This window comes from Trinickia symbiotica (assembly GCF_003028655.1).
GTDB lineage: Bacteria > Pseudomonadota > Gammaproteobacteria > Burkholderiales > Burkholderiaceae > Trinickia > Trinickia symbiotica_A.
Genome location: NZ_PYUC01000001.1, coordinates 89,374 through 116,102 on the forward strand (window position 1 = coordinate 89,374; position 26,729 = coordinate 116,102).

Annotated in this window: 25 protein-coding genes and 1 pseudogene; 14 read left to right on the forward strand and 12 right to left on the reverse strand. The window is 63.1% G+C overall.

Going from position 1 to position 26,729, the window contains the following annotated elements; genetic code table 11:
- Positions 1–7: 7 nt before the first annotated feature.
- Both choW and C9I57_RS00420 read right to left on the reverse strand, forming a co-directional pair.
- A complete protein-coding gene (gene choW / locus C9I57_RS00415; protein WP_018441988.1) occupies positions 8–913 on the reverse strand; it encodes a choline ABC transporter permease subunit in 906 nt (301 codons plus the stop codon).
- Positions 906–2,201: pseudogene (locus C9I57_RS00420) on the reverse strand (quaternary amine ABC transporter ATP-binding protein); the annotation flags it as partial. The gene choW and the pseudogene C9I57_RS00420, both read right to left, overlap by 8 nt.
- A 250-nt stretch (positions 2,202–2,451) precedes the next feature.
- Here C9I57_RS00420 and C9I57_RS00425 point away from each other — a divergent pair.
- Entirely contained in the window at positions 2,452–3,351 is a 900-nt protein-coding gene (locus tag C9I57_RS00425; protein WP_107148687.1) for an aminomethyltransferase, read from the forward strand.
- 1 nt (position 3,352) lies between these two features.
- Positions 3,353–4,135, forward strand: a complete 783-nt coding sequence (locus C9I57_RS00430; protein WP_107148688.1) for a CDP-diacylglycerol diphosphatase — start codon at positions 3,353–3,355, stop codon at positions 4,133–4,135.
- 19 nt (positions 4,136–4,154) lie between these two features.
- On the opposite strand, the gene C9I57_RS00435 is transcribed toward C9I57_RS00430, so the two are convergent.
- Positions 4,155–5,318, reverse strand: a complete 1,164-nt coding sequence (locus C9I57_RS00435; RefSeq protein WP_107148689.1) for an AAA family ATPase — start codon at positions 5,316–5,318, stop codon at positions 4,155–4,157.
- Positions 5,319–5,849: 531 nt separating this feature from the next.
- Between C9I57_RS00435 and C9I57_RS33095 the strand changes: the two genes are divergently transcribed.
- On the forward strand, positions 5,850–5,984 hold the full coding sequence (locus C9I57_RS33095) for a hypothetical protein (protein WP_258187426.1): 135 nt from the start codon (positions 5,850–5,852) through the stop codon (positions 5,982–5,984).
- Positions 5,985–6,049: 65 nt separating this feature from the next.
- On the opposite strand, the gene C9I57_RS00445 is transcribed toward C9I57_RS33095, so the two are convergent.
- Positions 6,050–6,763, reverse strand: a complete 714-nt coding sequence (locus C9I57_RS00445; RefSeq protein WP_107148691.1) for a DUF4396 domain-containing protein — start codon at positions 6,761–6,763, stop codon at positions 6,050–6,052.
- Between the two features lie 354 nt (positions 6,764–7,117).
- Between C9I57_RS00445 and C9I57_RS00455 the strand changes: the two genes are divergently transcribed.
- Complete coding sequence (locus C9I57_RS00455) at positions 7,118–7,507, forward strand: hypothetical protein (protein WP_018442000.1); 390 nt, start codon at positions 7,118–7,120, stop codon at positions 7,505–7,507.
- Between the two features lie 72 nt (positions 7,508–7,579).
- Here C9I57_RS00455 and hmpA read toward each other — a convergent pair whose 3' ends face one another.
- Complete coding sequence (gene hmpA, locus C9I57_RS00460; protein WP_107148693.1) at positions 7,580–8,791, reverse strand: NO-inducible flavohemoprotein; 1,212 nt, start codon at positions 8,789–8,791, stop codon at positions 7,580–7,582.
- A gap of 87 nt (positions 8,792–8,878) precedes the next feature.
- On the opposite strand from hmpA, the gene C9I57_RS32590 reads away from it, so the two are divergent.
- Both C9I57_RS32590 and C9I57_RS00465 read left to right on the forward strand, forming a co-directional pair.
- Positions 8,879–9,016, forward strand: a complete 138-nt coding sequence (locus tag C9I57_RS32590) for a hypothetical protein (protein ID WP_181321678.1) — start codon at positions 8,879–8,881, stop codon at positions 9,014–9,016.
- Between the two features lie 58 nt (positions 9,017–9,074).
- A complete protein-coding gene (locus C9I57_RS00465; RefSeq protein WP_107148694.1) occupies positions 9,075–10,049 on the forward strand; it encodes a cysteine synthase A in 975 nt (324 codons plus the stop codon).
- A 205-nt stretch (positions 10,050–10,254) separates the two neighbouring features.
- Here the strand turns inward: C9I57_RS00465 and C9I57_RS00470 are convergent, their stop codons facing one another.
- The 4 genes from C9I57_RS00470 to C9I57_RS00485 form a co-directional block, all read right to left on the reverse strand.
- Positions 10,255–12,264 (reverse strand): acetyl/propionyl/methylcrotonyl-CoA carboxylase subunit alpha, encoded by a 2,010-nt coding sequence (locus tag C9I57_RS00470; protein WP_107148695.1) that lies wholly within the window; start codon positions 12,262–12,264, stop codon positions 10,255–10,257.
- Between the two features lie 13 nt (positions 12,265–12,277).
- A complete protein-coding gene (locus C9I57_RS00475; RefSeq protein WP_107148696.1) occupies positions 12,278–13,063 on the reverse strand; it encodes an enoyl-CoA hydratase/isomerase family protein in 786 nt (261 codons plus the stop codon).
- Positions 13,064–13,154: 91 nt separating this feature from the next.
- Complete coding sequence (locus C9I57_RS00480) at positions 13,155–14,762, reverse strand: carboxyl transferase domain-containing protein (RefSeq protein ID WP_107148697.1); 1,608 nt, start codon at positions 14,760–14,762, stop codon at positions 13,155–13,157.
- A gap of 90 nt (positions 14,763–14,852) precedes the next feature.
- On the reverse strand, positions 14,853–16,037 hold the full coding sequence (locus C9I57_RS00485; protein WP_107148698.1) for an isovaleryl-CoA dehydrogenase: 1,185 nt from the start codon (positions 16,035–16,037) through the stop codon (positions 14,853–14,855).
- A gap of 224 nt (positions 16,038–16,261) precedes the next feature.
- On the opposite strand from C9I57_RS00485, the gene C9I57_RS00490 reads away from it, so the two are divergent.
- The 5 genes from C9I57_RS00490 to petA all read left to right on the forward strand — a co-directional run bounded on the left by C9I57_RS00490 (position 16,262) and on the right by petA (position 19,900).
- Complete coding sequence (locus tag C9I57_RS00490) at positions 16,262–16,999, forward strand: TetR/AcrR family transcriptional regulator (RefSeq protein WP_107148699.1); 738 nt, start codon at positions 16,262–16,264, stop codon at positions 16,997–16,999.
- An 84-nt stretch (positions 17,000–17,083) separates the two neighbouring features.
- The gene (locus C9I57_RS00495) at positions 17,084–18,103 is read left to right on the forward strand and encodes a DUF2891 domain-containing protein (RefSeq protein WP_107148700.1); all 1,020 of its coding nucleotides are present in this window, start codon (positions 17,084–17,086) and stop codon (positions 18,101–18,103) included.
- 173 nt (positions 18,104–18,276) lie between these two features.
- Complete coding sequence (locus C9I57_RS00500; protein WP_258187427.1) at positions 18,277–18,705, forward strand: carboxypeptidase-like regulatory domain-containing protein; 429 nt, start codon at positions 18,277–18,279, stop codon at positions 18,703–18,705.
- 169 nt (positions 18,706–18,874) lie between these two features.
- Entirely contained in the window at positions 18,875–19,177 is a 303-nt protein-coding gene (locus C9I57_RS00505) for a hypothetical protein (protein ID WP_107148702.1), read from the forward strand.
- Positions 19,178–19,297: 120 nt separating this feature from the next.
- Entirely contained in the window at positions 19,298–19,900 is a 603-nt protein-coding gene (petA, locus tag C9I57_RS00510) for a ubiquinol-cytochrome c reductase iron-sulfur subunit (protein ID WP_107148703.1), read from the forward strand.
- 94 nt (positions 19,901–19,994) lie between these two features.
- Here the strand turns inward: petA and C9I57_RS00515 are convergent, their stop codons facing one another.
- On the reverse strand, positions 19,995–20,639 hold the full coding sequence (locus C9I57_RS00515; protein WP_107148704.1) for a helix-turn-helix transcriptional regulator: 645 nt from the start codon (positions 20,637–20,639) through the stop codon (positions 19,995–19,997).
- A gap of 356 nt (positions 20,640–20,995) precedes the next feature.
- Here C9I57_RS00515 and C9I57_RS00520 point away from each other — a divergent pair, with 356 nt between their 5' ends.
- Complete coding sequence (locus C9I57_RS00520; protein WP_107148705.1) at positions 20,996–21,778, forward strand: ABC transporter substrate-binding protein; 783 nt, start codon at positions 20,996–20,998, stop codon at positions 21,776–21,778.
- A 30-nt stretch (positions 21,779–21,808) separates the two neighbouring features.
- Positions 21,809–23,050 carry an NAD(P)/FAD-dependent oxidoreductase gene (locus C9I57_RS00525; RefSeq protein ID WP_107148706.1) on the forward strand — a complete coding sequence of 414 codons (1,242 nt, stop codon included), beginning with the start codon at positions 21,809–21,811 and terminating at the stop codon, positions 23,048–23,050.
- A 5-nt stretch (positions 23,051–23,055) separates the two neighbouring features.
- On the opposite strand, the gene C9I57_RS00530 is transcribed toward C9I57_RS00525, so the two are convergent.
- Together C9I57_RS00530 and C9I57_RS00535 are read right to left on the reverse strand one after the other, a co-directional pair.
- On the reverse strand, positions 23,056–23,265 hold the full coding sequence (locus C9I57_RS00530) for a hypothetical protein (RefSeq protein WP_440130163.1): 210 nt from the start codon (positions 23,263–23,265) through the stop codon (positions 23,056–23,058).
- 57 nt (positions 23,266–23,322) lie between these two features.
- Positions 23,323–23,844 carry an Lrp/AsnC family transcriptional regulator gene (locus C9I57_RS00535; RefSeq protein ID WP_107148708.1) on the reverse strand — a complete coding sequence of 174 codons (522 nt, stop codon included), beginning with the start codon at positions 23,842–23,844 and terminating at the stop codon, positions 23,323–23,325.
- Positions 23,845–23,995: 151 nt separating this feature from the next.
- Here C9I57_RS00535 and mdeB point away from each other — a divergent pair, with 151 nt between their 5' ends.
- Positions 23,996–26,728, forward strand: coding sequence for an alpha-ketoglutarate dehydrogenase (gene mdeB, locus C9I57_RS00540; protein WP_107148709.1), 2,733 nt, complete (start codon positions 23,996–23,998; stop codon positions 26,726–26,728).
- Position 26,729: the final 1 nt, after the last annotated feature.

Consider the following 26,729-nt stretch of genomic DNA (forward strand, 5'->3'; position numbering starts at 1 on the left):
CTCGGGCTCAGGCCGCGGGCTGTTGCGATTGCGCGGGGCGCAGGCGCATCACGCTGCGCAATCCCTTGAAGCGAGGCGCGGGCGCCGTGCCGGGCGTGCGGCCGAAGCTCTCGGTAATACGGTCGAGAATGATCGCGAGCAGCACCACCGACAAGCCGCTTTCAAACCCGAGACCGATGTCGAGCCGCTGAATACTCGCGAGCACGTCGTTGCCAAGCCCGCCCGCGCCGACCATCGATGCGATGATGACCATCGAGAGCGCCATCATGATCGTCTGGTTGACGCCCTGCATGATCGACGGCAATGCATTGGGAACCTGCACCTTGTAGAGCAGCTGCCACGGCGTGCAGCCGAAGGCCTGCCCTGCCTCTACGATCTCGCGGTTCACATGCCTGATGCCGAGGCTCGTGAGGCGCACAGCCGGCGGCATCGCGAACACGACCGTCGAAATGATGCCGGGCACGCGGCCGAGCCCGAACAGCATGGCGGCCGGAATCAGGTAAACGAAGGCCGGCATCGTCTGCATGAGATCGAGGATCGGCCGTACGATGAGCGCCACATGCTTGCTCTTCGCCGTCCAGATGCCGAGCGGAATGCCGAGCACGAGACTGATGATGGTCGACGAGAGCGTCAGTCCGAGCGTCACGACGGTCTGATCCCAGAACCCGGTAGCAAAAATCAGCAACAGCGAAAGCGTCGTGAAGATCGCGAAGCGCCAGCCTACGCGCCATAGCGCCACAGCGATGAAAATCGCCATCAGCGCAGGCATCGGAATCGCCTGCAAGCCATGCTCGACGAGCGCCGCGAGGCCGTCGATGCCGCGGCCGACCGCGTCGAAGACGCGGCTGTCATGATCGAGCAGATAGTGGACAGACTGATCGACCCAGCTGCCGAGCGGAATCAGTTCAGACATGGGAACCTCGCATGCGCGTCAGCGCTTGAAGAACGACGGCACGATCGACCGAGCCGCAATAACAACCGTCGTCGTCGACGACGGGCAGCGCGCGCGGATAGGCCATCACGCGCGAGACGACCTGCTCGAGCGATGCGGCGCGCGGGATGCTTTCGATCTGCGCGAGGCTCGGCGCCGCCGTGGCGAGCGCATCGCGCGTCACGAAGCCGCGAATCTTGCGTTCGCCATCGAGCACGAACGCATAGTCGGCGCTGCCGTTCATCGATGCCGCCACGCTGGCGGTATCGAGCTGCCGCACGAGCGGCACGGCGTCCGTCTGCATCAGGTCGCCCGCCGTCAGGTAGCGGCTCGTATCGACGCCCTCGAAGAACGCGCGGACGTAGTCATCGGCAGGACTACTGACGATTTCTTGGGGCGTTCCGAGCTGCACGAGCCTGCCGCCCTCCATGATCGCGATGCGGTTGCCGATCCTGAACGCCTCTTCGAGATCGTGCGAGACGAACATGATCGTGCGGCGCTGGTCCTTCTGCAGTTGCAGCAGGACGTTCTGCATTTCCTTGCGCTTCAACGGATCGAGCGCCGAGAACGCTTCGTCCATGATCATCAGCGACGGGTTGACGGCGAGCGCGCGCGCAAGCCCGACACGCTGCTGCATGCCGCCCGACAGCTCGGCCGGGAGCTTGTGCGCGAACGGGGCGAGACCGACCTGCTCGAGCACCGCCATCGCTTTCGCCTCGCGCTCCTTACGCCCGACGCCGGCCACCTCGAGCCCGAACGCGGCGTTGGAGAGCACGGTGCGCTGCGGCATCAGCGCGAAGGACTGGAACACCATGCTCATATCCCTGCGGCGCAGCGCAGTGAGCTCGGAACGCCGCACGGCCGCGATATCGCGCCCGTCGATGACAATCTTTCCGGCCGTGGGATCGACGAGCCGATTGATCAGGCGAATCAGCGTCGACTTGCCGGAACCGGACAGGCCCATCAGGACGAAGATCTCGCCCTCCTGAACCTCGAACGACACGTTGTGAACGCCGACGACCTGACCCGTGCGCGCGAAGATTTCATCCTTCGTCGCACCTTGGCTGAGCATGTCCAGGGCGGCTCCCGGGTTGTTGCCGAACACCTTGAAGAGGCCTTCGACCAGCACCTTGGGTGAACTCATCTTTACCGTCTCCTTGCGGCAGGCGCGAACCTGCAAAGTGTGCATACATAGTTGCTAGAAAAATCCCCACTTAGCCGACGAATTCCGACGCACGCTTGCGAAAATGCGACACGTCCGGACAAGCGTGGTCGTCGTCGACTGGCTGGGAGCACCGCCCGCCAAGGCTTTACGGCTTTACTCGCGTTTTGCGACGTCTGGCGCCTGGCGCGTCTTTGTCGCGATTCGACAAATTCGCGTCCGTTCCGCGCGGCGGCAGGCGCCGCGTGCCGTTCCGGCGGCTTCACGGGCGCCAGTGCGGGAGCCCGCCTGGGCGGCGTCGAGAGTCGTTCTATGACAAAATGGCCGCGTTTTTGCCACTTGTCATTCCGCGAAAACCATGTCTGACACGCTCGAGCAACAAGAAGCAGCCGACTATGCGATGCGCCACTGGAACGTCGGCGACAAGGTACCCATCAAGCTGGGCTCGGAGGCCCACAAGCGGATGTTTTGCCGCATGCTGCTCGAGACGCACAATCCTTACAAGCCTGCCGTGATCGCCTGGCCGGAACTCCCGCCCGACGCGCTGACGCGCGTCACGTCGCTGCCGATCTGGGACATCGCGGTCCAAACCGAGGGCCGCGCCTCTATCCGCGTTGCCACCTACGCGGCAAGCGTGCGCGATCCGCTTTTGCGCGTAGCGCTTGAACTCGATGGCGCCGAAGAGGCGCGTCACAAGGTCGTGTTGTCGAAGCTCGTCGGGGCTTACGGCATTGAGCTCGCCCCGGAACCCGAATATCCCGCCCCGCGCGACGCGGAGTGGGCCTGGATGGTGACAGGCTTCAGCGAATGCATCGACAGCTTTTTCGCGTTCGGACTGTTCCGGTCCGCGCAGCTTTCGGGTTTTTTCCCCGATGCGCTCGTCGAGACGTTCGAGCCCGTCATTCAGGAAGAGGCGCGGCACATCCTCTTCTTCGTGAACTGGGTTACCTGGCATCGGCGCAACCTGCCCTGGTGGAAGCGGCCCTGGTTCTTCGCTCGCGTCATCGGCGTCTGGTTTCTGCTCGTCTGGGAGCGCGTGGCGATCGCGAAAGGCATCGACGCCGACGGCGTCGCGCACGACGCCAATTTCGCGGCGACGGGCGCGGCGGCGGTGGGCGAAGCCATCACCCCCCGCAAGCTCATCGAGCTCTGCCTCGAAGAAAACGAACGACGCATGAGCGGCTATGACGCGCGGCTGCTTCGCCCGACGTTCGTGCCGCGCCTCGCGAAGTTCGCACTGCGTTTCCTGAAGAAATAGTATGCGCGGCTTACACGAACGGGTGCGCGCATGCGCCGGCCGCTTGGCGATATGTGCGACGTTGCTGATTGCGGGCTGCGAGACGCTTGCCGCGGCGGACCCCAACGCGCTTTGGCAGATCGTTCATTTCGATTGCGCGCCGGCCGCCCGAACGACGGACAAGACCGGCGTCTGCTCGCGCGTCGATCTCAGCCATCGCTATGCGATCCTCAAGGATCGGAACGGCATCGCGCAACATTTGCTGATACCGACCGATCGCATATCCGGCGTGGAAAGTCCGCTCGTGCTCGCGCCGGACGCGCCGAACTACTGGGCCGACGCATGGAAGTCCCGCGGCTTCGTCGAAGCGTCGCTGACAGCGGCTCATCGGGCAACGCTCGCGGACGATCAACTCGGCCTCGAAATCAATTCCGCTTCTCGGCGCTCGCAGGAACAATTGCACATTCACATCGATTGCATGCGTGCGAGCGCGATCGAGGCGTTGCAGCGTCATCGCAACGATGCGCCGAATCGATGGGCCTGGGACACGCTCGACGGTGCGCGTTATCGCATCATGCGAGTCGGCGGACCGATGTTCGACGTGAACCCGTTCGACATCGTCGCGCGCGACAAGCAAGGGCCCGATGCGATGGCCGCGCAGACCATTCTCGTAACGGGCGCCGGACCGTCGGCGCGGGACGACGGATGGCTGATCGTGAATAGCGGCACCGATGTCGACGGTGGCACGGGCTCCGCCGAAGTGCTGCTCGATCATCAGTGCAAGGTGGCCGAGAACGAGCCGTAACGCACGCGGTTCGCGCCGCTTATCGCGACGGCCACTTCCATGGCGGCAAGTCGAACGCGTCGAGATCGACGATGCGCGTGGCGCCGAGCTCTTTTTCGAGCACGATCGAGTTGCACTCGCTTTCGCGCTCGAGCGCGGCTACGAGCCGCGTGGCGTGCGAAACGACCAGCACCTGAGACCGTGCCGACGCCTGCGCGATAAGGCGCGCCAACGCCGGAAGGAGATCGGGGTGGAGGCTCGTTTCCGGTTCGTTCAACACGAGCAGCGTCGGCGGCCGGGGCGTCAGCAACGCGGCGACGAGCAGCAAATAGCGCAGCGTGCCGTCCGAAAGCTCAGCGCCTCTCAGCTCGCGCAAAAGCCCATGCTGATGCATCGTTATTTCGAAGCGGCCGTCGTGGCTGGTCACCCCGACGCGCGCGCCCGGGAACGCATCGTCGATGGATGCATCGAGCGCGGCGCCATCGCCGATCTCGCGAATCGTCTGCAGGGCGGCCGCGAGGTCCGAGCCGTCGTCGCCAAGTACGGGGGTATGGGTGCCAATCTGAGGCAAACGCGTAGGGGCTTGCTCGTCGGTACGGAAGTGATCGTAAAAGCGCCACGACCGGATCTGCTCGCGCACGGCAATCATCTCTGGCGCGGTCTTCGGGTCCATGAACTCGGTCATCATGCTGTCGAAGCTGGCGACTGGCTGAGGAACCGTGAACCATTCTCCGCTTTGGTCGCGCGTACGGATCATCGCGCCTTGCCTGTCCACGAGCATTGTCGATGGGCGTAAGATCGGTCCGCTCCAGATGCACTCCCGTTTGATGACGGGGTCCAGCGAGAACTGAGAACCGCTGGGCATCGGCAAGCCGAGATCGACTGCGTAGCCGAACGAAGCCCCCGCGAACCCTAGGCGCAAACTGACGGCGTCCTTGCGGCGCGTCCCCTGTACCGGCTGCTCGCCGGCGAGCATGGCGCGTGAAAACCGCTCGGGCCCGGCCCACAGTGTCGACGGCAGTCCACCCTCGCGCGCGAGTGACGGGATGAGTCCGCCTTTGGCCGTCAGCGCCAGAAGACGCAGTGCCCGGTAGACGTTCGACTTTCCGCTGCCGTTGGGCCCGGTAATGACATTGAGTGCGCCGAGCGGCACGATCAAATCGAGCAGCGAACGGTAGTTGGCAATTGCAAGCGTGGTCAGCATGACGTTTTCGGATCAAAACCTTCGCGAGTGGCGCTGGTCGCAAAGCCGATAATTTATACCGTAGGCAGAATGTGGCGCGCATGCTTTTAGAAAAACCGGCCAAGGATGTTCGTTTCAGGTTCGATACGTTTTGCTGGCATCGCCGCTTTGATGCTCCTGCCGGAGCACGCTGCGGCAAGCCGATCAAAAGTCTCGACTCGAAGCACCGGTCTGTACGTTTCAAAACAGAAGCGTCTTCGATGCGCAGCGCTTGCAGCCGTGCCGCAAGATCGCGACCCATGTCGACCGCGCCTCGATCCCGGACCGATGGCACGGTTCATGCGATTTTACGGCCAGGCTTTAAGGAGTTCTGATCGAAAGAATCGATCGCGGTCGTGCGTAGCGACATCGGCTGAAACGCCATTCTCACACGTCACTTGAATTTCGGATTCGCGGGATTCACTCGATCTCGCGATGGGTAAAGCTGCTTTTTTCTCATTAGCGCACCACCCGCTTTTCAGGCGGGCGTACGCGCTAAACCGGAGCGCAGCGATGAAAGAGTTTCTCGTCGCTTTGATATTGATCACTCCAGTAGTCGTGATCGGCTATCAAATGGGTCTCGACGCCGAGCAGGTCGTCGACGGAGTGGTTCGCGTCGTGCGAGCGCTGTTGGACGCCGCTTCTTGAGCAACCGAGAGGCCGGGTTCACTGCATTGAGGTATCGCGCCGCGCGCTCGAGGGCGCGCTATGACTCACATCTTTTCCTTCACGCCCGAGCGGATCAACCACCAGTTCACGGGATAACTGGTGGCGAACCCGGCCAGCATGGCAAGCTGCATCGCGAACCAGAATTCAGGGCTCGCGACTTTGGCGATGCCGCCATAGCTCGGTATGAACCATAAGAGCTGGATGATCGCCATCAATCCGTACATACCGAGTTGCCATGCCGTAATCGACGCAATGTCCGCCTTCAGAGCGGCAAGCAGCCCCTGCCACGGAGATAGATTGCGCATCGGCTGAATAGTGAAGTACTGAAAAAGGACGCCAAGCAGAAACGCGACGATGAAGTCGGCGATCCATACTGCGAACATCTTTTCCGCAAATACGCTGTGCCAGCCTAACCAGACCGCCAGCACTGGAAACAGAAAAGCGGCCCATTCGGCAATGATGTCCCCAAGTGTGCAGCCGGCGCCACAGTGGCTGGTTCCCTTCAGTACCATGGCCGGAAAGGGCGGCTTGGCACTTCCCTGGTTGCGCCTCGATACGTTGCGCCCCCAGGCGTAATAGGCCGCCAGCCACACGACGCTGCCGAACAGCGCGGTCAGCGGCCAAACGACGTTCATGATCCACATTTTCTGTGGACGCTTACATTCGTCGACCACGATGACCATGGCACAAGCCGTACCGAGCACGACGGACGCGATTGAAAGGCCAAATAGCCAGTGCGGAAACGTTCCGTAACTCATGGTCTCATTGCATTCTGCCGTTGATGCATGCCCGTCTCGCCGACGATGACGAAAAACCACTCACCGATGCGAGCGGTAGCAGTCCGCGTTCCTGTCTCGCGTTCGTTCGTTCCATCAGACTGGGATTTGTCGGCGGCGCCCTTGACTAGGGCGTTCGGGCATGGGCCGGCGATGTCGACGTGCAGGTCTACTTCATCGGTCTGTGACAGCCTAGACGCTGGGAAATCGTCAATTTTTGTTAGGCCGGGTCCCGCCAGCTGTGCTGATTCACGCGCGGCTGGTAGCATACTTGCGCTTGTCCGCTGCCCAAACACGGACACTGCCCTAAAGCCGAATTCAAAAGGAGAGCGATCCATGGACGCACAGCAGCTGATTTCCGAGTTTCTTTCTTCCGAGCACGGAAGCCAGGCGACCCAGGCGCTGACGGCGCAGGGTATCAACGCCGACGATGCGCAGCAAATGCTCAGTCAAGCGGCGGAAACGGCGCACGCTCACGTCGAAGAGCAAAGCGGCGGATTGATGGGCGAGCATGCGGGCAAGAGCTTTTTCGCGGCATTTGCGGCGGGCCTCGTCCGCGGCGACGGCGTTTTCAAGTCCCTGATGGAGGGCGGAGAAGGTGTCCTCACCGGGCGTGTCGCCGAGTCCCTGGCGGAAAGGATGGGGATAGACCCGTCCACCGCTTCGACGGTAGCGGCAGCCGCGACGCCGTACCTGGTCGCGTTCCTGAAGGAAAGGCTCGGCTGAGCGTCGCAGGACCGGCCGGCGAGCTCGATTGTCGGCACCAACTGGCTGGTCCTGTGCAATCGCTGAAAACTTCTACTCGGCGAAGAGATCCGGCCCGAAGACTTCGTAGTGGATGCGAGCCTCCGGGACGTTCAATCCCTTGAGCGCATCGTGCTGCATCCGCATGAACGGAATCGGGCCGCAAACGTAGTAGTCCGCATCGGGCAGCAGGATCGCGTTCTTGATCGAATCGACGTTCACGAGCCCCGGCCAGTCGTAATCCTTTCCCTGGACGTCCTGCGGCAACGGATCGTCATAGAACACGATCAAGCTGAAGTTGCTGTAGGTCCTCGCTGTGTCCCGCAGCCGGTCGCGCATCGCGTGGACACCGCTGTTTCGCGCGCCGTGGACGAAGACGACCTGGCGATGAGGATCCTGTATCGCCCTCTTCAGCATGCTGATCATCGGAGTCAATCCGACGCCGCCGCTGATCAGCACGATGGGGGTTTGCGCGTCCACATCGATATGGAAGTTGCCATACGGCGCGGCCAGCTTGATTTTGTCGCCGACGTTGACATGGTCGTGCAATAGGTTCGACACGTAGCCCGGCGGCTTCGAGCCGCCGCTTTCCCGCTTCACGGAAATGCGATAGGTGTGGCCGTTGGGCATATCCGAAAGGCTGTACTGACGTATCTGCTGGAGCCCCAGCGAAGGAACGTCGACAGCGACGCTGATGTACTGCCCAGGCTCGAAATTCGTCACCGGGCCGTCGTCGGAAGGCTCGAGCACGAACGATGTAATCACAGTGCTCTCCGGGCGCTTCTCGCGCACGACGAATGTGCGCCAGCCGGTCCAGCCGCCAACTTGCGTTCCGGAGCGCTCGTAGAGCTCCGCTTCCATGCCCATCAGGATGTCGGCGAGATTGCCGTACGCCTGCGCCCACGCCGAAATGATTTCGTCCGTTGCGGCATTCGCCAAGACGTCCTTGATCGCCCCGAGCAAATGCTCGCCGACGATCGGGTAGTGCTCGGGCCGCACCCCGAGGCTTGCGTGCTTGTTTGCAATGTTTTTCAGCACGGCGGTAAGACTGCTCGCGTCCTCGATATTTTCGGCGTAGGCATACACGGCGCGAGCGAGCGCCTGCTGTTGCTGCCCTTGTTCCTGATGCGCCATGTTGAACACGTTCTTCAGTTCGGGATGGGCCTCGAACAGACGCTCGTAGAATCGCTGGATGATCGGATAGCCATGCTCGGCAAGCACCGGTGCAGTGGACTTGACGATATCTTTCGTCTTCTGTGTCAGCATAGTGGGGCTCCTTAGATGGGGCGATGGGACATACGAGGTTTTTGCCTAGCAGGTAGCGCACCCACCCGTCGGTAATCGGAGGCTATCGTGAGCATTCCCGTCAGTGCAAAAGCGATTCGCAGGCACGCCGCGCCATTCGTCGCGGGCCGGCTGAACACGCCGGTCATCATCGTGATTCTCGCCGTGCTCGCGGCGTTGGGCGTGCTTTTGCAGCATTACAAATGACGCCGGAGCCGGCCTATTCTGGAAGGGTCCTCATCGGCTTCAAGGAAGGAGAGCGCACATGCCAGTACTCGATGGGTTTATTGGCGCCATCGGCAATACGCCGCTGATCCGCCTCTCGAAATTGAGCGCCGAAACAGGCTGCGAGATCCTCGGCAAGGCCGAATTCATGAACCCGGGCGGCTCGGTCAAGGATCGTGCGGCGCGCTTCATCATTGAAGATGCCGAGCGTCGCGGCACGCTGAAGCCGGGCGGCACCGTCATCGAGGGTACTGCCGGCAACACCGGGATCGGCCTCGCTCACATCTGCGCGGCACGTGGCTATCGGTGCATCATCGTCATTCCCGAAACGCAATCGCAAGAGAAGATGGACCTGCTTCGCGTGCTTGGCGCTGAAGTGCGTCCCGTGCCCGCGGTGCCCTATAAAGATCCGAACAATTACCAGAAGATTGCGGGTCGCTTGGCCGACGAAACGGAAAACGCGATTTGGGCCAATCAGTTCGATAACGTGGTCAACCGTCAGGCGCACTACGACACGACGGGACCGGAGATATGGCGCGACACGGGCGGAAAGGTAGACGCCTTCGTTTGCGCAACGGGGACTGGCGGCACGCTCGCGGGCGTCGCTCGGTTCCTCAAGGAGCAAAACGCGGCGATCAGGACGGTGCTTGCCGATCCGCACGGCAGCGGGCTCTATAGCTTCGTCAAGACCGGCGAGATCAAGGTGGAAGGGAACTCGATCACAGAGGGCATCGGCTCGAGTCGAATCACCGCGAACCTCGAGGGCACGCCGATCGACGACGCGATTCGCGTGGACGATCAGACCTGCGTGACGATGGTCTATCGCCTCCTGCGCGAAGAAGGGTTGTACATGGGGGGATCCACGGGCATCAACGTCGCCGCGGCGGTCGAACTTGCCCGCGAAATGGGCCCCGGGCATACGATCGTCACGTTGCTGTGCGACCGGGGGAGCCTTTACTTTGCGCGGTTGTTCAATCGCGAATGGCTGGAAAAGCGCGGGTTGGTGGCGGGGTGACCGGTTGCGGCGCCGCGGCCCGTAGCTTTAAGCGCTGCCGCTTTGGGAAGACGAGATGGATCACCCCGACCTTTTCAGCAACCCGGCTGTCATCAAGAACATTCTTCGGGAAGGGATTCCCGTATGAGCATGAGCGCTAAGGACTACATCGCCAAAGCGGGGCGTGCCCTCGATGAAGCAGCCGGCCAGCGATTAATTTCGATACTCACTCGCCCATCTCCATGACGAGCAACTGCGCACCATCGGCAACCTGATCGCCTACCGCGAAGAGCACTTCCGCGATCTTGCCGGCGGCCGGCGCGCCGATCGTATGCTCCATCTTCATCGCTTCCATGACGATGAGCGGCGCGCCCTTCTCCACTACAGCGCCAGGCTCGACGAGCACCGCGATCACCTTGCCCGGCATCGGAGCGGTCAGGCGCCCCTCGCCGTGCTCCGCATCGGCCGCATGCGCGAGCAGATTCGTCCATTCGAACGCGAGCGATGTGCCCTGGCAAAACACATGAAACACGTCATGATCGACAAATACGCGCCCTGTCACGCGACTTTCGCCAATATGCGCGCCGAACGCGTGCGGCTCGCTGCCGCGCCACCAATCGAACGGCTCGGTCCATTGCGCATGCTCGATCGACCGAGCATCGCCGTCGCGCACGTAGACCACACCAAACGCCTCGTCGCGCTCGACATCGCGCCAGTCGATCGATTGTCGGTACGGACCATTGAGCCGCCAATGCGACAACGCATCCCACGGCGATGCGCCATGAGCCAGACCGCCCTCGCGCGTCAGCAACGCGGCGCACGCCAGCGCGAGCGCCTCCTTGAACGGCCTCGACGCGGGCGCAAAAAGCGCGTCTCGATGCCGCTCGATGAGGCCCGTATCGAGGTCCGCGCAGGCGAACGGCTCGCTTGCCACGACGCGCCGCAAGAACTCGACGTTCGTCTGCGGACCGACCACCTCGCAATCCTTGAGCGCATGCGCGAGACGCGCGAGCGCTTCGTCCCGGTCCGCGCCATGCACGATGAGCTTGGCAATCATCGGATCGTAGAACGGCGTGATCGTGTCGCCTTCGCGCACGCCGCTATCGATCCGCACCGGTGCTCGCGTCGGCGTGCCGATCGTGAACTCGACGGCTTCCGGCATCCGCAGATACTTGAGCGTACCCGTGGACGGCAAAAAGCCGCGCGATGGGTTCTCCGCGTAGATGCGCGCCTCGATCGCATGGCCTCGGATCCTGAGCTCGTCCTGGTTCAAAGGCAGCGGCTCGCCTGCCGCAACGCGCAACTGCCACTCGACGAGGTCCTGCCCGGTGATCATCTCGGTGACCGGATGCTCGACCTGCAGCCGCGTATTCATCTCCATGAAGTAGAACTGGCCGTCCGCCATGATGAATTCGACGGTGCCCGCTCCCACGTACTCGACGGCGCGCGCCGCCGCCACCGCGGCCTCGCCCATCGCGCGGCGCAGTTCGTCCGACAAGCCCGGCGCCGGCGCCTCCTCGAGCACCTTCTGATGGCGGCGCTGCACCGAACAGTCGCGGTCGAACAAGTACACCGCGCCGCCATGCGTGTCGGCGAATACCTGCACCTCGACGTGGCGCGGACGCGTCAGATACTTTTCGATGAGCACACGGTCGTTGCCGAAACTGCTTGCCGCTTCGCGCTTGCACGAAGCCAGCGCCGCCGCGAAATCCTGACCGCGCTCGACGACGCGCATCCCCTTTCCCCCGCCGCCCGCGCTCGCCTTCAGCAGCACCGGATAGCCGATCTCGTCGGCCTCGTCCCGCAATAGTTCGGCATCCTGATCGTCGCCGTGGTAGCCGGGCACGAGCGGTACCGCCGCCGCGTGCATCAAGGCCTTCGCCGCGGCCTTCGACCCCATCGCGGCGATCGCCGAAACGGGCGGCCCGATGAAGACGAGCCCCGCCGTTTCGCACGCATGCGCGAAATCTTCGTTCTCCGAAAGAAAGCCGTAGCCGGGATGGACCGCTTGCGCGCCGGTCCGCAACGCGGCCTCGATGATGCGTTCGATGCGCAAATAGCTGTCCGCGGCCGCCGAGCCGCCGATATGGACCGCTTCATCGCAGGCGGCGACATGCTTGGCATTCGCATCGGCGTCGGAATAGACGGCGACGCTCGCGATACCGAGCCGTTTGCAGGTTGCGGCAACGCGGCAGGCGATTTCCCCGCGGTTCGCGATCAGGATCTTGTTGAACATGAAATGTCTCGGATCAATCGCGCCATGAAGGCGCGCGTTTTTCCAAAAACGAGGCCACGCCTTCCCGCCCCTCCGCGCTCGCACGGATGCGCGCGATGCGTCCGGCCGTCTCGTCGATCAGCGCTTCGTCGAGCGCATGACCCGCGATGTCCTGCACGAGCCGCTTCGATTCGCGCACCGCCTGTGGGCCGTTCGCGCAAAGCGTCGCGGCGATTTTTCGCACCGTTGCATCGAGCGTCTCCGTCGTGGCGGCTTCGTGAACGAGGCCTAAGCGAAGCGCCGTCGCGCAATCGAACTGCTCCGCCGTCGTGAAATAGCGACGTGATGCGCGCTCACCGAGAGCGCGAACGACGTAGGGTGCAATCGTCGCCGCAATGAGACCGAGCCTTGCCTCGGAAAGGCAAAACCGTGCGCTATCCACGGCAACCACGATGTCGCTCGCGGCAATGAGGCCAACGCCGCCTGCATACGCGTCTCCCGATACCCGCGCAATCACCGGCTTCGACGAGCGATAGATGACAGCGAGCATGTCGGCGAGCCGCCTCGCATCGGCGCGATTCTCCTCATCGGAGAATGTCGCCATCTTCTTCATCCAATTGAGATCGGCGCCCGCGCAAAAGGCCGCGCCGTTTGCCGCCAGCACGATGGCACGCACGTCGTCGCGCGCGTCGAGTTGCCTGAATGCGTCGGTCAGTTCCGCAATCATCGCCTCGTTGAATGCGTTGCGCACGTCGGGGCGATTGAGCGTTACCGTCGCTACGCGCTCGGAAAGCGCGACTTCCAGCATGGCGTACTGCATCGATTCTCTCCTGCCGAATTCGTCAGCCGTTGACGTCCTGTCGTTCGAATGCCGTCTTCACTGCATCTGTATTGTCCAGGCGCCGCGGGCATCACATTCTGAATACGCCGAAGCGCGTCTCCTCGATGGGCGCATTCATCGCAGCCGATAAACCGAGTCCGAGCACGTCGCGCGTATGGGCCGGATCGATGACCCCATCGTCCCAGAGCCGCGCGCTCGCGTAATAGGGGTGTCCCTGATGCTCGTATTGATCCCGGATCGGCTTCTTGAACGCTTCCTCGTCCTCGGCACTCCACGTGCCACCTTTCGCCTCAATGCCGTCGCGCTTGACGGTGGCGAGCACCGATGCGGCCTGCTCGCCGCCCATCACCGAAATGCGCGCGTTCGGCCACATCCAGAGAAACCGCGGCGAGTAGGCGCGGCCGCACATGCCGTAATTGCCGGCGCCGAACGAGCCGCCGATGATGACCGTGAACTTCGGCACCTTCGCCGTCGCGACAGCCGTGACCATCTTCGCGCCGTGGCGCGCGATGCCTTCGTTCTCGTACTTGCGGCCCACCATGAAGCCGGTGATGTTCTGCAAAAAGACGAGCGGAATCTTGCGCTGACAGCAGAGCTCGATGAAATGTGCGCCCTTGACAGCCGATTCCGAGAACAAAATTCCGTTGTTCGCGACGATGCCGACGGGATAGCCCCAGATGTGCGCGAAGCCCGTCACGAGCGTGGTGCCATAGCGCGCCTTGAACTCGTCAAATTCCGAGTCGTCGACGAGGCGGGCAATGACTTCGCGGACGTCGAACGGCTTGCGCGTATCGACGGGGATCACGCCGTAGAGGCTTTGCGCATCGTAACGCGGCGGTTTCGGCTCCCGGACCGCCACGGGCATTTGTTTGACGCGATTGAGCTTCGAGACGATGCTGCGCGCGATCGCGAGTGCATGGGCGTCGTTTTGCGCGAGATGGTCGGCGACGCCGGAGAGCCGGGTATGCACATCCCCTCCGCCGAGATCCTCGGCACTGACCTCTTCGCCTGTCGCCGCCTTGACGAGCGGCGGACCACCAAGAAAAATCGTGCCCTGGTTCTTGACGATGATCGATTCGTCGCTCATTGCGGGCACATAGGCACCGCCGGCCGTGCACGAGCCCATGACGACGGCGATCTGCGCGATGCCGGCCGCGGACAAGTTCGCCTGGTTATAGAAGATCCGCCCGAAGTGGTCCCGATCGGGGAACACGTCGTCCTGATTGGGCAGATTGGCTCCGCCCGAATCGACGAGATAGACGCACGGCAAGCGGTTCTCCGCGGCGATCTCCTGAGCGCGCACGTGCTTTTTCACCGTCACGGGATAGTAGGTGCCGCCCTTGACCGTCGCGTCGTTGCATACGATCACGCACTCCTGCCCGGCAATACGGCCGATGCCGGTGATGATGCCGGCCCCGGGCGCGGCGTCGTGGTACATGCCGAAGGCCGCCAATTGCGAAAGCTCGAGAAACGGCGTGCCTGGGTCCAGCAATTGCGCGATGCGATCGCGCGGCAGCAGCTTGCCGCGCGAGACGTGCTTGTCGCGCGCCGCTTGCCCGCCACCCAACGCGAGATGCGCGACTTTCGTGCGCAGGTCGGCGACGAGCGCCTCGAGCGCGGCCGCATTGGCCCGGAATTCATCCGAGCGCGGATTGAGCTTGCTTTCGATGATCGGCATAGGATCGACTGCTTCCGCTTGCGGCCGCGACCGGAGCCACGGCCGAACGTTCGTTGTACTGAGTAAACCGGTGCGGGACGACGCACCGGCTTACGCCGTTTCCGCGAACAGCTCCCGGCCGATCAGCATGCGGCGGATTTCGCTCGTGCCGGCGCCGATTTCGTAGAGCTTCGCGTCGCGCCACAGGCGGCCGACAGGGAATTCGTTGATATAGCCATTGCCGCCGAGAATCTGGATTGCCTCGCCGGCCATCCACGTGGCCTTTTCGGCTGTATAGAGAATGACGCCCGCGCAGTCCTTGCGCACCTGGCGCACATGCTCGCGGCCCAATGTATCGAGCTGGCGGCCCACCGCATAGAGATAGGCGCGGCAAGCCTGCAGCGTCGTGTACATGTCCGCCACCTTGCCCTGGATAAGCTGGAATTCGCCGATCGACTGGCCGAACTGCTTGCGATCGTGGATATACGGAACGACGGCGTCCATGCAAGCGAGCATGATGCCCGTCGGCCCGCCCGCGAGAACGGCGCGCTCGTAATCGAGCCCGCTCATCAACACGTTCACTCCGCCGTTCAGCTTGCCGAGGATGTTTTCTTCCGGCACTTCGGCATCCTCGAAGACGAGTTCGCCCGTATGCGAGCCGCGCATGCCGAGCTTGTCGAGCTTTTGCGCGACGGAAAAGCCCTTCATGCCCTTTTCGACGATGAATGCCGTCATGCCGCGCGGGCCGGCCTCGGGGTCGGTCTTCGCATAGACGACCAGCGTGTCGCAATCGGGCCCGTTCGTGATCCACATCTTCGTGCCGTTCAGCACGTAACGGTCGCCGCGCTTGTCGGCGCGAAGCCTCATGCTGACGACGTCCGAGCCGGCGTTGGGCTCGCTCATCGCCAAGGCGCCGACGTGCTCGCCCGAGACGAGCTTCGGCAGATATTGGCGCTTCTGCGCCTCGGTGCCGTTGCGATGAATCTGGTTGACGCAGAGATTCGAATGCGCGCCGTACGAGAGGCCGACGGAAGCCGATGCGCGCGAAATCTCCTCCATCGCGACCATATGTGCGGTGTAACCCATGTCCGCGCCGCCGTATTCCTCGGCGACGGTCATGCCGAGCACGCCGAGCTCGCCGAACTTGCGCCAGAGGTCCATCGGAAACTGATCGGTGCGGTCGATTTCGGCTGCGCGCGGCGCGATCTCCTTCGACGCGAAGTTGCCCAACGTATCGCGCAGCATGTCGATATCTTCGCCGAGCGCGAACTGCAGTCCAGGCACGTTGCTCGTCATGTCTCCATCTCCTCGGATTCGGAAGGCGGCCCGCCGCCGCGCCTCGGTCAGGCGCGCGACGCCGCATGTTCGGTCACCGCGCATTTCACGCCACATTTACGTAAGCGTCAATAGGTTTTTTTGAGTATCGCTCAACTTTTGTCTCGCTCACATTCCCCGTCTCACAGTGCTAATATCGGCAGTGATAGCCGGCATCCCGGCGAAACTTGAACGTCACTCAATAAATGGACGAACTGAAGGCGGAAGCGAACGGAACGCGTCGCCATCCCGCGGGCCCCAAGTCACAGCAGCGCGTGAAGGACATCCTTCAGGCCGGCCGCGACGTGTTCGCCGAAAAGGGCTACGAACGCGCCACCACGGCCGAAATCGCGCAACGCGTCGGCGTCTCGGAAGCCACCGTCTTCAGCTACTTTCGCGGCAAGCGCGAGCTATGCGCGCGCGTCATCAGCGATTGGTACGACGAAATCATCGCCGCGATCGAAGACGGCCTGCCGCGCGACGGCAGCGTTCGCCATCAATTCGCGTTCATCGTTCGAATGCACCTGCGATTGATGCTCATCCACGGCACGGGGCTTTGCTCCCTCGTGCTATCGGAGGGCCGCACGAAGCAGCACGCGCTCGGCGACGAACTGACGGCCTTGCAGCGGCGCTACACGGCGCCGCTGATGCGCGTTCTCGCGCACGGCCAGCAGACGGGGCAAGTTCGTACCGACGTGCCGCTGCGGCTCATGCGCTCGATGGTATTCGGGCCGATGGAGCACGTGCTCTGGGAAGCGGCGCTCGCGCATCGCAGCACCGATATCGAGGTCACGGCGGAGCAGCTCGTCGAGTTGCTGTGGGCGGCGTTGCAACCGCCGGCCCCTGACGTCGCGGCGCTGGCACAGTTGAAGGACGACATGGGCGATGCGATGCGGCGCTACGAGGCGGCGGCGCGAGCAAAGAAAAGTGCTATACCGATCTGAGCAACTGCCCAGAACCGGCGTTCAGGCCGGGGGCCCGGCTCGCCGCCCTGAAGGGCGCGGTTTCAAACCGAGGCTAGTTTGACGATGACGATCCGACTCACACCCGCGCTCGCGTCGAAGTTCGCCGCGCTCGCCCTTTCGCATTTGACGCGAGAGTATCCGAACAAGCTGACCCATGCGCTCGCCGGCCCCGAGGACGTGCGTTCTCCGCGAGAACTGCACCCGATCTTCTACGGCAGCTACGACTGGCATTCATGTGTCCACGGCTACTGGCTCGTGCTGCGCCTTCTCGAGCGCTATCCCGAGCTGCCCGAAGCGGCGCGGATCGTCGCGGTCGTCGACGAGCACTTCACGGAAACGAGCGTCGAAGGTGAGCTCGCGTATCTGAGGCGGCCGCAGAACCGCAATTTCGAACGTCCGTACGGTTGGGCATGGTTGCTTGCCCTCTCCGGCCAGCTACACGCTATGGCGGCGGCCGATGCGACAAATGCAGCGCGCTGGGCGCGCGCGATAGCGCCGTTGACCGAGCTCTTCGTCGAGCGATTCGAGGAATTCCTGCCCAAGGCGACCTACCCGTTGCGCGTCGGCACGCATTTCAACACGGCGTTCGCGCTATCGCTCGCGTTGCAATTCGCGCGCGCGACGGCGCGCACCGGCCTCGCCGACCTGATTGCCGTCACCGCCCGCCGCTGGTATCTCGATGATCAGGACTGCCAAGCATGGGAGCCGTCGGGCGACGAGTTCCTGTCGCCGTCGCTGATGGAAGCGGAGCTGATGCGGCGCGTGCTTTCGGCGGCCGAGTTCGCCGGCTGGCTCGACCGATTTCTTCCGCGGCTTGCGCGGCGAGAGCCCGCGACGCTGTTCGTCCCCGCGACGGTGACCGATCGCACCGACGGCAAGATCGCTCACCTCGACGGCCTCAACTTGAGCCGGGCCTGGTGCCAGCGTTCGCTTGCGCGAGCGTTGCCCGCGCACGACGCGCGCAAGGCGCCGCTCACCGATGCTGCCGAGCTGCACCTCCGGACGGCGCTCGCGCACGTGGCCGGCGACTACATGGGCGAGCACTGGCTCGCGAGTTTTGCTCTGCTCGCGCTAGAGGCGTAGAGTGTGTAGCGCCGCGGGCAGCGGAACGCCGATCACGCCCGCTTTTAAGCGACTTTTAAGCTGGCGTTCCTACTGTTGATTTGCACTCAATGCGCTGCCGGCCGGCAGGGCGTCACATCACGGCGGCAGGCGCGTTGGTCTCCCATCAGGGTTTTTTTCATTCGGAGACTGCAATGAAACGACTTGCGTTATCGGCGATGGCGGCTCTCTTTGCCGCCGGCATCTGGCAATCCGCGACGGCGGCCACGACCGCGCTTCCACCGGCCCGTCACCAGGGCGACATCACTTACTTATCGGGCGGTGTCGGCAGCGACCAGGCCGCAGCCATGAAGCAGGCGATGCACGACTACCCGCTCGCGCTCGAATTCGTCGGCAAGACGAAGAGCAATGGCAATGAGTATCTGGCTGACGTTCCCGTCAAGGTAACCGGTACGCACGGCGAGACGATGTTGAGCACGAACGCGCAAGGACCTTTCATGCTGCTTTCGCTACCGAAAGGTCGCTACGTCGTGACAGCCAGCCACGACGGGAAGATGGAGCGCCGGACCGTCGATATCGGCAACGGTACGCACGCGCATGAAATGTTCGTCTGGACGATGTGAAGGAATAAAGAACCGGGCGCCCACGTGGTTGCGCCCCGTCATTACGATCGCGCTGGTGCTGCCCGTTACGGTGGCCGTGCTGGTGATAACGCTCGGCATTTTCGGCCTGCTCGTTCGGTTGTTGTGAACGCGGGAAGGCACCGGCGCTTCAGGACAGTGAGGTGCTGCTATGACTCATACCTTGATCAGCGTCATGACCGTCGCATGTGTCGCGTGCGCGCTTCCGCTCGCTGCTCAGGCGGCGGACGACGGATCGCTCGCGATGCCCAATCCGTTTGCCGCCTCGTCGCAGTCCGGGCACGACGGCTATTCGATGCTGCGGGTGAAATCGGGCCTCGTCGCGCGTGACGGCGGCTCGAAGATCTCACCCGCTCTCTTCGGGCCGAACGCCATACCCGATTGGAAAGCGAAAGACCTCTCGAACGATTTCTCGACGCCGCGCCTCGAAGGCGAACGCTTTCGGTTTCGCTGAATCGAACGGCTGATGGTGAGGACTGCTTGATATCGGAGCGGAATGACTCCGAAAGGAAGGGAAAGCGTGGACAACGCAACCAACATACCGGGGCCCGCTCCGGAATCGCTGCCAAAGCCCATGGACCCGGAACGCCGGACGTGGCTGATCGCCACTTCGGCGATCGGAGGGCTCGGCGCGATAGCAACGCTAGTGCCTTTCGTCGATTCGCTCAATCCGCCCGCAAGCGCAAGAGCGGCCGGCGCGCCCGTGCGCGCGGACGTGTCGAAGCTCGACCCCGGCACGATGATGACGGTCGCCTGGCGAGGCAAGCCCGTGTTCCTCGTCAATCGCACGCCGCCAATGCTGAAGGAGGTCGACAAAGCGACGCCGATGGTCGCGGACCCCGACACGAAGCATCCGTTCTCGATGCCGCTGCCGAAGTATTGCGAGAACGCCTATCGCTCGCGAAAAGAGAACCCGGGGCTGCTCGTGGTTGTCGCCGTCTGCACGCATCTCGGCTGCACGCCGACGCAGCGTTTCCAACCGGGGCCGCAGCCGAATCTGCCGAGCGACTGGCCCGGCGGCTTTCTCTGCCCGTGTCACGGCTCGACCTACGATCTTGCGGGCCGCGTGTTCAAGGACAAGCCCGCGCCGCAAAATCTCGACGTGCCGCCGTTCATGTTCGAGTCCTCGCCCACGCAACTCGTGATCGGCGCGGACGAAAACGGGGAAGCGACCTGAACCTGAGTGCGGGCGAGTGGCGACGTTTGCGAATTCGGGCAGGCGCTGCGCGCCTTTTTCGGCATCGTCGGTCGGAACCTGCAGCGGCGGCACCTCAGCTCGCCCCCTCTTTCAACTGCTTGAGGTGTTTGTAGACCGTGGCACGGCCCATGCCTAGCACTTTGGCGACGTAGTTCGCCGAGCTCTTGCCGCGAAACGCGCCTTCCGCGTACAGCGCCTCGACGAGCTCGCGGCGGTGATCGCGCGTGAGCGCATTGAGCGCGACCTGCCGCTCGCGCATCCAGCCATGCAAAAAGGTATTGATGCGCTCTTGCCAGTCGTCGCGAAAGAGCTCATCGGGCTGGGCCACCACCCCTGCGCCCTTGATGAAGAGGTCCAGCGCGGAGCGCACGTCCTCGAACGCGGCGATGTTGAAATTGATGCACATCATGCCCGCCGGCTGCCCGCGGTCGTCGAACAGAACATTGCTGACGCAGCGCATCTTTCGCCCGTCCCAGTTGAGCTTCTCGTACGGGCCGATCACGCGTTCGCGCGCGGAGTGGTCGATCTCCTCGAGCGCCGAGTCGTCACCGATCTCGCGCTTCGACAGATTGTTCGCGAGATACAGCACCGTCTGGTCGTGCATATCGTGAATCACGACTTCGGCGTACGGAAAGAAGAGCGTCGCGATACCGTCCGCAATGGGCGCGTAGCGCGTGAGCAGCAAGTTCTTCACGAGCGAGACGTTTTTCTTGCGCATGGCAGTGTCATGGGAAACCCAGCGCCATCGGAAGAGGTGCGCGGGTGGAGTCCATCGTAGATTTACAGTCTACTTTGAACTTCATCCAATGCGACGGGAACTTGCGGAAAATGTCCGCGGCGACCTCGCGCCCTCATGATCAGCGTGAGACTCACGGACACTGGAATCCTTTCCACATGGGGCTCGGCATGGTACAGCGCCCCAGTTCCGAGCGTTTTCGGTGTCATTCGTCAGATTGAGAGGCCGTCGACGGATGAGCATTAACCCTATATTACGAGATAGACATCTCGTCTATATTCCACCTGCGCAACGAATCAGCCTCACCCGAGCCATTTCTATTTGCACAGGATCCGCACATGAATCTCAAGCTCTCACTCTGTATCGCCGCTGCCATGACGGCACTGGCTGGCGCCGCGCACGCGCAGTCGTCGGGCACGCTTCGTTTCGGCATCGAAGCGTCCTACCCTCCGTTCGAAAGCAAGACGCCCGCGGGTCAATTGCAAGGCTTCGATATTGACGTCGGCAATGCCGTCTGCGCAAAGATGAAAGTGAAATGCGTGTGGGTCGAAAACGCGTTCGACGGACTCATTCCGGCGCTGCAGGCCCGCAAGTTCGACGTGATCAACTCGGCCATGAACATCACGGCGAAGCGCAAGCAAAGCATCGACTTCACGCCGCCGATCTATATCGTGCCGATCGTGATGGTGGCCAAGCGCGACTCGGGCCTCCTGCCCGACGTGAAGAGCCTGCATGGCAAGCGCGTGGGCGTGCTGCAAGGATCGTCGCAGGAAGACTTCCTGAAGGCGCACTGGGCAAACGCGGGCGTCGAGGTCGTCTCGTACCAGGATCAGGACCAGGTATGGGCCGATCTGGTGGCGGCGCGGCTCGATGCCGCCGTGCAGGAAGCGCAGACGGCGCAGGACGGCTTCCTCGACAAGCCTGCAGGGCACGGCTTCGCATTCGTCGGCGAGCCGCTCAAGGATACGGCCACACTCGGTGAAGGCACGGGCTTCGGCATGCGCAAGGGCGACAAAGCCCTCGCGGAGAAGGTGGATGCCGCACTCTCCGAGCTGAAGAAGGATGGTACGCTGAGCGCACTTTCGCTCAAATATTTCAAACGCGACATCATCGCGAAGTAACCTGCTTCGCAACTGGTTCGCCCCGCGCCTATGGATTTCGACGTCATCGTTCTCGGAGCCGGCATCGTCGGCGTTTGCTCGGCACTGCATCTGCAGGATCGCGGACGGCGCGTCGCCCTGGTCGACCGTCGCGGTCCCGGCGAGGAAACCAGCTTCGGGAACGCGGGGCTGATCGAGCGCTCGGCGATCATGCCGTACGCGTTCCCGCGCGAGCTCGGCACGCTCATGCGCTACGCGTGCAATCGCTCGACCGACTTGTACTGGCAATACAAGGCATTGCCGTCCTATGCCGGCTGGCTCGCGCGGTTCTGGTGGGAATCCGCGCCGGCGCGGGTTGCGGCGGCATCGCGCGACATGCTGCCGCTCGTCGAGCGCTGCGTGAGCGAGCACGATGCATTGATCGCGCGCGCGGGCGTGAGCGATCTCGTCAAGGAAGGCGGATGGATCGAAGGCTATCGCACGCCCGAGGCGTTCGAGCGCGAAGCGGCCACGGCCCGGGTTATCGCGCGCGAGCATGGGCTGCGGCTCGCACCGCTCGACGCGGCTGCGCTGCGTGCGCAGGAACCGGGCATCGGCGACGGCTTTTGCGGCGCGCTGCACTGGCTCGATCCGAAAAGCGTCGTGAATCCCGGCGCATTGACGAAGGGTTACGCGCGGCTCTTCGAATCGGAAGGCGGCACACTGCTCAGAGGCGACGCGGCCACTGTGCGCAAACTGCACGACGCGTGGACCGTCGAGACCGCGCAAGGCTCGATCAGCGCGAAGGATGTAGTCGTTGCGCTAGGCCCCTGGTCAGACACAGTCTTCGCACCGCTCGGCTATCGGATCCCGCTGCGGGCGAAGCGCGGCTATCACATGCACTATCGTGCGCAGCGCACGCCGGTATCGGTGCCTGTCGTCGATATCGAACAGGGCTATGTGGTGGCCCCGATGCAGGCGGGCCTCAGGCTCACCACCGGCGTGGAAATCGCCACGCGCGACACACCGCCCACCGGAGTGCAACTCGAGCGCGCCGAGCGTTTCGCCAAACCGTTGTTCGGCCTGGGCGAGCGGCTCGATCCGGCGCCGTGGCTCGGCATGCGCCCGTGCACGCCCGACATGCGGCCCGTCATCGGGCCGGCGCCGCGTCATCGCGGGATGTGGTTCGCATTCGGGCATGCGCATCACGGGCTCACGCTCGGACCGGTCACGGGCCGGCTACTCGCTGAAATGATGACAGGCGCGCCGACCTTTGCCGATGCGCGGCCGTTCCGCGCGGAGCGATTCAGGTAACCGCGTCACTGGCACGGTTGCAACTTCTCGTGCTCCGTCGCATGCGCCGCGGCACGCACGAGTTCGTAGCGCGCGCCTATTCCGTTGCGCGTGGGCGGAAAGCGCTCTCCTTCGACGCTCGTCACCTCGAAATATTCGCCCGACCCGTCGTCGTAGACGACGCGATAAATACCCGACTGCTCCACTCGCTGACCGGGGCGAAACATGGGTTTCATGATTGCCTCTCCTAAGTGCAACGACTCAGGAGAACTAGCAATGCCCGTTCCCCGCGGTCACTGGCGCGCCTCATCGTCTTCATCGCTGAGCGTCAGGCCTCCCGCCGGCAACGGCAGCGCAGTCCGATAGCGAACCTGCTTCAGCGCGAAGCTCGAGCGAATGTTCGAGACGCCCGGAATCGTCGTCAACTGCTCGAGGATGAAGCGCTCGAGACTGTGCATGTTGGGCACCACGACGCGCAGCAAATAGTCCGCATCGCCCGACATCAAGTAGCACTCCATGACTTCGGGCCGCTTGTCGATCGCCTCTTCGAACCGCCGCAGTGCCTCGGTCACCTGTTTCTCGAGGCTCACCTGGATGAAGACGTTGATTCGAAGACCCAACGGTTCCGGATTGAGCAGCGTGACCTGTTGCTTGATCAGGCCAAGCTTCTCCAGTGCCCGCACGCGGTTGAAGCACGGCGTCGTCGAGAGGTTGACGGCGCGTGCGAGCTCGGCGTTCGTGATCCGCGCATTCTGCTGCAACTGGTTGAGAATCGCGACGTCGATCCGGTCCAGTTTGCGAGGGAGACGATCCATAGTGTAAAAATTCTGCCGTTGTAGATAGTGGCAGTATAGAAGCTACTGTCTTGTGCGCAAACTCGACGAAAAACAGACGCACATTCCGGACTCCGCTGGGTAATCTTGAGGGCGAATCGCAGCTTTACTCTCCCTCTTTCGTGGACGAGCTATGACCGATTTATCGAACGGTACTCAATGGATGCGGGCCCTCGCGGATCGGCGCGAGGACAGCGACCCGGCGGAAACGGCCGAATGGCTCCAGGCGCTCGATGCCGTCGTCGAGCACGTTGGCAACCAGCGCGCGCAGTACTTGTTCGAGCGTCTCGCGGAGCATGCCGCGAAACACGGCATCGGCTCGGCACGCGCGCGCGTCACGCCTTACGTCAATACCATTCCCGTCGAGGGACAACCGCCGTATCCCGGCGATATCGAGATCGAGGAGAAGCTCGCGGCCGCGTTGCGCTGGAACGCTCTCGCGATGGTCGTGCGCGCCAACCAAGCCTACGGCGAGCTCGGCGGCCATATCGCGAGCTATGCATCGGCAGCCGATCTGTTCGAAGTCGGCTTCAACCACTTCTTCCGCGCGGCCAACGGGGATCACGGCGGCGACCTCGTCTATTTCCAGCCGCATTCATCTCCCGGCGTGTACGCCCGCGCGTTTCTCGAAGGCTTCCTCGCCGAGACGCAGCTCGAGCATTACCGGCGCGAGATCGCCGGGCCCGGCCTCTGCTCGTACCCTCACCCTTGGTTGATGCCGGACTTCTGGCAGTTTCCGACGGGCTCGATGGGCATCGGTCCCATCAACGCGATCTACCAAGCGCGCTTCATGCGCTATCTGCATCACCGCGGGCTGCTTCCGACGGAAGGCCGCAAGGTATGGGGCTTTTTCGGCGACGGCGAAATGGACGAGCCCGAATCGATCGGCGCGCTCTCGCTCGCGGCGCGCGAGAAGCTCGACAATCTCGTGTTCGTCATCAACTGCAATCTGCAACGGCTCGACGGCCCGGTGCGCGGCAACGGCCGCATCATCGACGAGCTCGAAGCGCAATTCACCGGTGCGGGCTGGAACGTCATCAAAGTGCTCTGGGGCTCGAGCTGGGACGAACTCTTCGCGCGCGACCGGGCGGGCGCCCTGCCGCGCGCATTCGCACAGACAGTCGACGGCCAATTCCAGACGTTCTCGGCCAATGACGGCGCCTATAACCGCGATCGGTTCTTCGGCCAGAACGCGGAGCTCGCGGCGCTTGTCGCGCATCTCGCGAACGACGACATCGACCGCTTGCGCCGCGGCGGTCACGACGTGCGCAAATTGCATGCGGCCTACGCCCGCGCCCTGCAGCACAGAGGCCAGCCCACGGTGATCCTCGCCAAGACGATGAAAGGCTTCGGCATGGGCGCCGCAGGCCAAGGGCGCATGACGACGCATCAGCAAAAGAAGCTTGACCTCGAACACCTGAAGGCGTTTCGCGATCGCTTTCGCCTGCCGTTGTCGGACGAAGCGGTGGAACGTCTCGAGTTCTACAAACCTGCGCAAGACAGCCCGGAAATGCGATACCTGCATGCGCGCCGAGCTGCCCTGGGAGGCTATCTGCCCAGAAGGCGGAGAGCGGCGACGAAGGCGCCTACCGTGCCAGCGTTGTCATCCTGGGGGCAATTTGCGTTGCAGACGGAGGGCCGCGAAATGTCGACTACGACGGCCATCGTCCGCATGTTCGGCAACCTGATGAAGGACGCCACGCTCGGCTCGCGCGTGGTGCCGGTCGTGGCCGACGAGGCGCGCACGTTCGGGATGGCGAATCTGTTCCGTCAGGTCGGCATCTATTCGCCGCTCGGTCAGCAATATGAGCCGGAAGACCTCGGCTCGATGCTCTATTACCGCGAAGAGACGGGTGGGCAGATACTCGAGGAAGGCATTTCGGAAGCCGGTGCGATCTCGTCGTGGATCGCCGCGGCGACGTCATACAGCACGCACGATCTGCCGATGCTGCCGTTTTACATCTATTACTCGATGTTCGGCTTTCAACGGATCGGCGATCTCATCTGGGCCGCGGCCGATCAGCGCGCACGCGGCTTTCTCATCGGCGCGACATCGGGCAAGACGACGCTCGGCGGTGAAGGCCTTCAGCACCAGGACGGCACGAGCCACCTCGTCGCCTCGACGATTCCGAACTGCCGCGCATGGGATCCCGCATTCGCCTACGAGATCGCCGTGATTCTCGACGAGGGGATGCGCGAGATGCTCGAGCGGCAAAACGATACGTTCCATTACCTCACTGTCACGAACGAGAATTATCCTCAGCCATCGATGCCGGTTGCGGACCCAACGGACATGGCCGCTGTCGCCGCATTGCGAGAAGGCATCGTGAAGGGAATGTATTCGCTGACGCCTCGCGTTCTGCCGTCGGCGCAAGTTCAGTTGCTCGGCTCCGGCGCGATCCTCGGCGAAGTGATCGCCGCGGCGCAAATGCTCGAGGACGACTGGAACGTCGAGGCGGCCATCTGGAGCGTGACGAGTTTCTCGGAACTCCATCGTGATGGAACGGCGGCCGAGCGCAAGGCCCGCTTCGATCGGGATGAGGGGTCCGCTCGTTCCTATGTGGAGACGATGCTGCGTGAATCGCAAGGGCCCATCGTCGCCGCGACGGATTACGTGCGCGCGGTGCCCGAGTTGATTCGCGCATTCGTGCCCCGCCGCTATGTCACACTCGGGACGGACGGGTTCGGCCGCAGCGACACACGCCGCGCGTTGCGCGAGTTTTTCGAGGTCGATCGCGCGTCCATCGTCATCGCCGCATTGAAGGCGCTCGCGGACGATGGCGCCATCGAGCGCGGCATCGTTCGCGCCGCGCTCGACAAATACAAGAGACACCTGTCGGGCGATGCGGCGCCTTGGCAACGCTGAT

Bases quoted from the DNA above. Each gene is read 5' to 3' on its own strand.
- petA (WP_107148703.1), top strand. From the start codon at position 19,298: ATGGACCCGGAACGCCGGACGTGGCTGATCGCCACTTCGGCGATCGGA.
- choW (WP_018441988.1), bottom strand. From the start codon at position 913: ATGTCTGAACTGATTCCGCTCGGCAGCTGGGTCGATCAGTCTGTCCAC.
- C9I57_RS00530 (WP_440130163.1), bottom strand. From the start codon at position 23,265: ATGAAACCCATGTTTCGCCCCGGTCAGCGAGTGGAGCAGTCGGGTATT.
- C9I57_RS00525 (WP_107148706.1), top strand. From the start codon at position 21,809: ATGGATTTCGACGTCATCGTTCTCGGAGCCGGCATCGTCGGCGTTTGC.
- C9I57_RS00490 (WP_107148699.1), top strand. From the start codon at position 16,262: ATGGACGAACTGAAGGCGGAAGCGAACGGAACGCGTCGCCATCCCGCG.
- C9I57_RS00470 (WP_107148695.1), bottom strand. From the start codon at position 12,264: ATGTTCAACAAGATCCTGATCGCGAACCGCGGGGAAATCGCCTGCCGC.
- C9I57_RS00485 (WP_107148698.1), bottom strand. From the start codon at position 16,037: ATGACGAGCAACGTGCCTGGACTGCAGTTCGCGCTCGGCGAAGATATC.
- C9I57_RS00500 (WP_258187427.1), top strand. From the start codon at position 18,277: ATGAAACGACTTGCGTTATCGGCGATGGCGGCTCTCTTTGCCGCCGGC.
- C9I57_RS00435 (WP_107148689.1), bottom strand. From the start codon at position 5,318: ATGCTGACCACGCTTGCAATTGCCAACTACCGTTCGCTGCTCGATTTG.
- mdeB (WP_107148709.1), top strand. From the start codon at position 23,996: ATGACCGATTTATCGAACGGTACTCAATGGATGCGGGCCCTCGCGGAT.
- hmpA (WP_107148693.1), bottom strand. From the start codon at position 8,791: ATGCTGACACAGAAGACGAAAGATATCGTCAAGTCCACTGCACCGGTG.
- C9I57_RS00480 (WP_107148697.1), bottom strand. From the start codon at position 14,762: ATGCCGATCATCGAAAGCAAGCTCAATCCGCGCTCGGATGAATTCCGG.
- C9I57_RS00455 (WP_018442000.1), top strand. From the start codon at position 7,118: ATGGACGCACAGCAGCTGATTTCCGAGTTTCTTTCTTCCGAGCACGGA.
- C9I57_RS00520 (WP_107148705.1), top strand. From the start codon at position 20,996: ATGAATCTCAAGCTCTCACTCTGTATCGCCGCTGCCATGACGGCACTG.
- C9I57_RS00465 (WP_107148694.1), top strand. From the start codon at position 9,075: ATGCCAGTACTCGATGGGTTTATTGGCGCCATCGGCAATACGCCGCTG.
- C9I57_RS33095 (WP_258187426.1), top strand. From the start codon at position 5,850: ATGAAAGAGTTTCTCGTCGCTTTGATATTGATCACTCCAGTAGTCGTG.
- C9I57_RS00505 (WP_107148702.1), top strand. From the start codon at position 18,875: ATGACTCATACCTTGATCAGCGTCATGACCGTCGCATGTGTCGCGTGC.
- C9I57_RS00515 (WP_107148704.1), bottom strand. From the start codon at position 20,639: ATGCGCAAGAAAAACGTCTCGCTCGTGAAGAACTTGCTGCTCACGCGC.
- C9I57_RS00445 (WP_107148691.1), bottom strand. From the start codon at position 6,763: ATGAGTTACGGAACGTTTCCGCACTGGCTATTTGGCCTTTCAATCGCG.
- C9I57_RS00495 (WP_107148700.1), top strand. From the start codon at position 17,084: ATGACGATCCGACTCACACCCGCGCTCGCGTCGAAGTTCGCCGCGCTC.
- C9I57_RS00425 (WP_107148687.1), top strand. From the start codon at position 2,452: ATGTCTGACACGCTCGAGCAACAAGAAGCAGCCGACTATGCGATGCGC.
- C9I57_RS00430 (WP_107148688.1), top strand. From the start codon at position 3,353: ATGCGCGGCTTACACGAACGGGTGCGCGCATGCGCCGGCCGCTTGGCG.
- C9I57_RS00535 (WP_107148708.1), bottom strand. From the start codon at position 23,844: ATGGATCGTCTCCCTCGCAAACTGGACCGGATCGACGTCGCGATTCTC.
- C9I57_RS00475 (WP_107148696.1), bottom strand. From the start codon at position 13,063: ATGCAGTACGCCATGCTGGAAGTCGCGCTTTCCGAGCGCGTAGCGACG.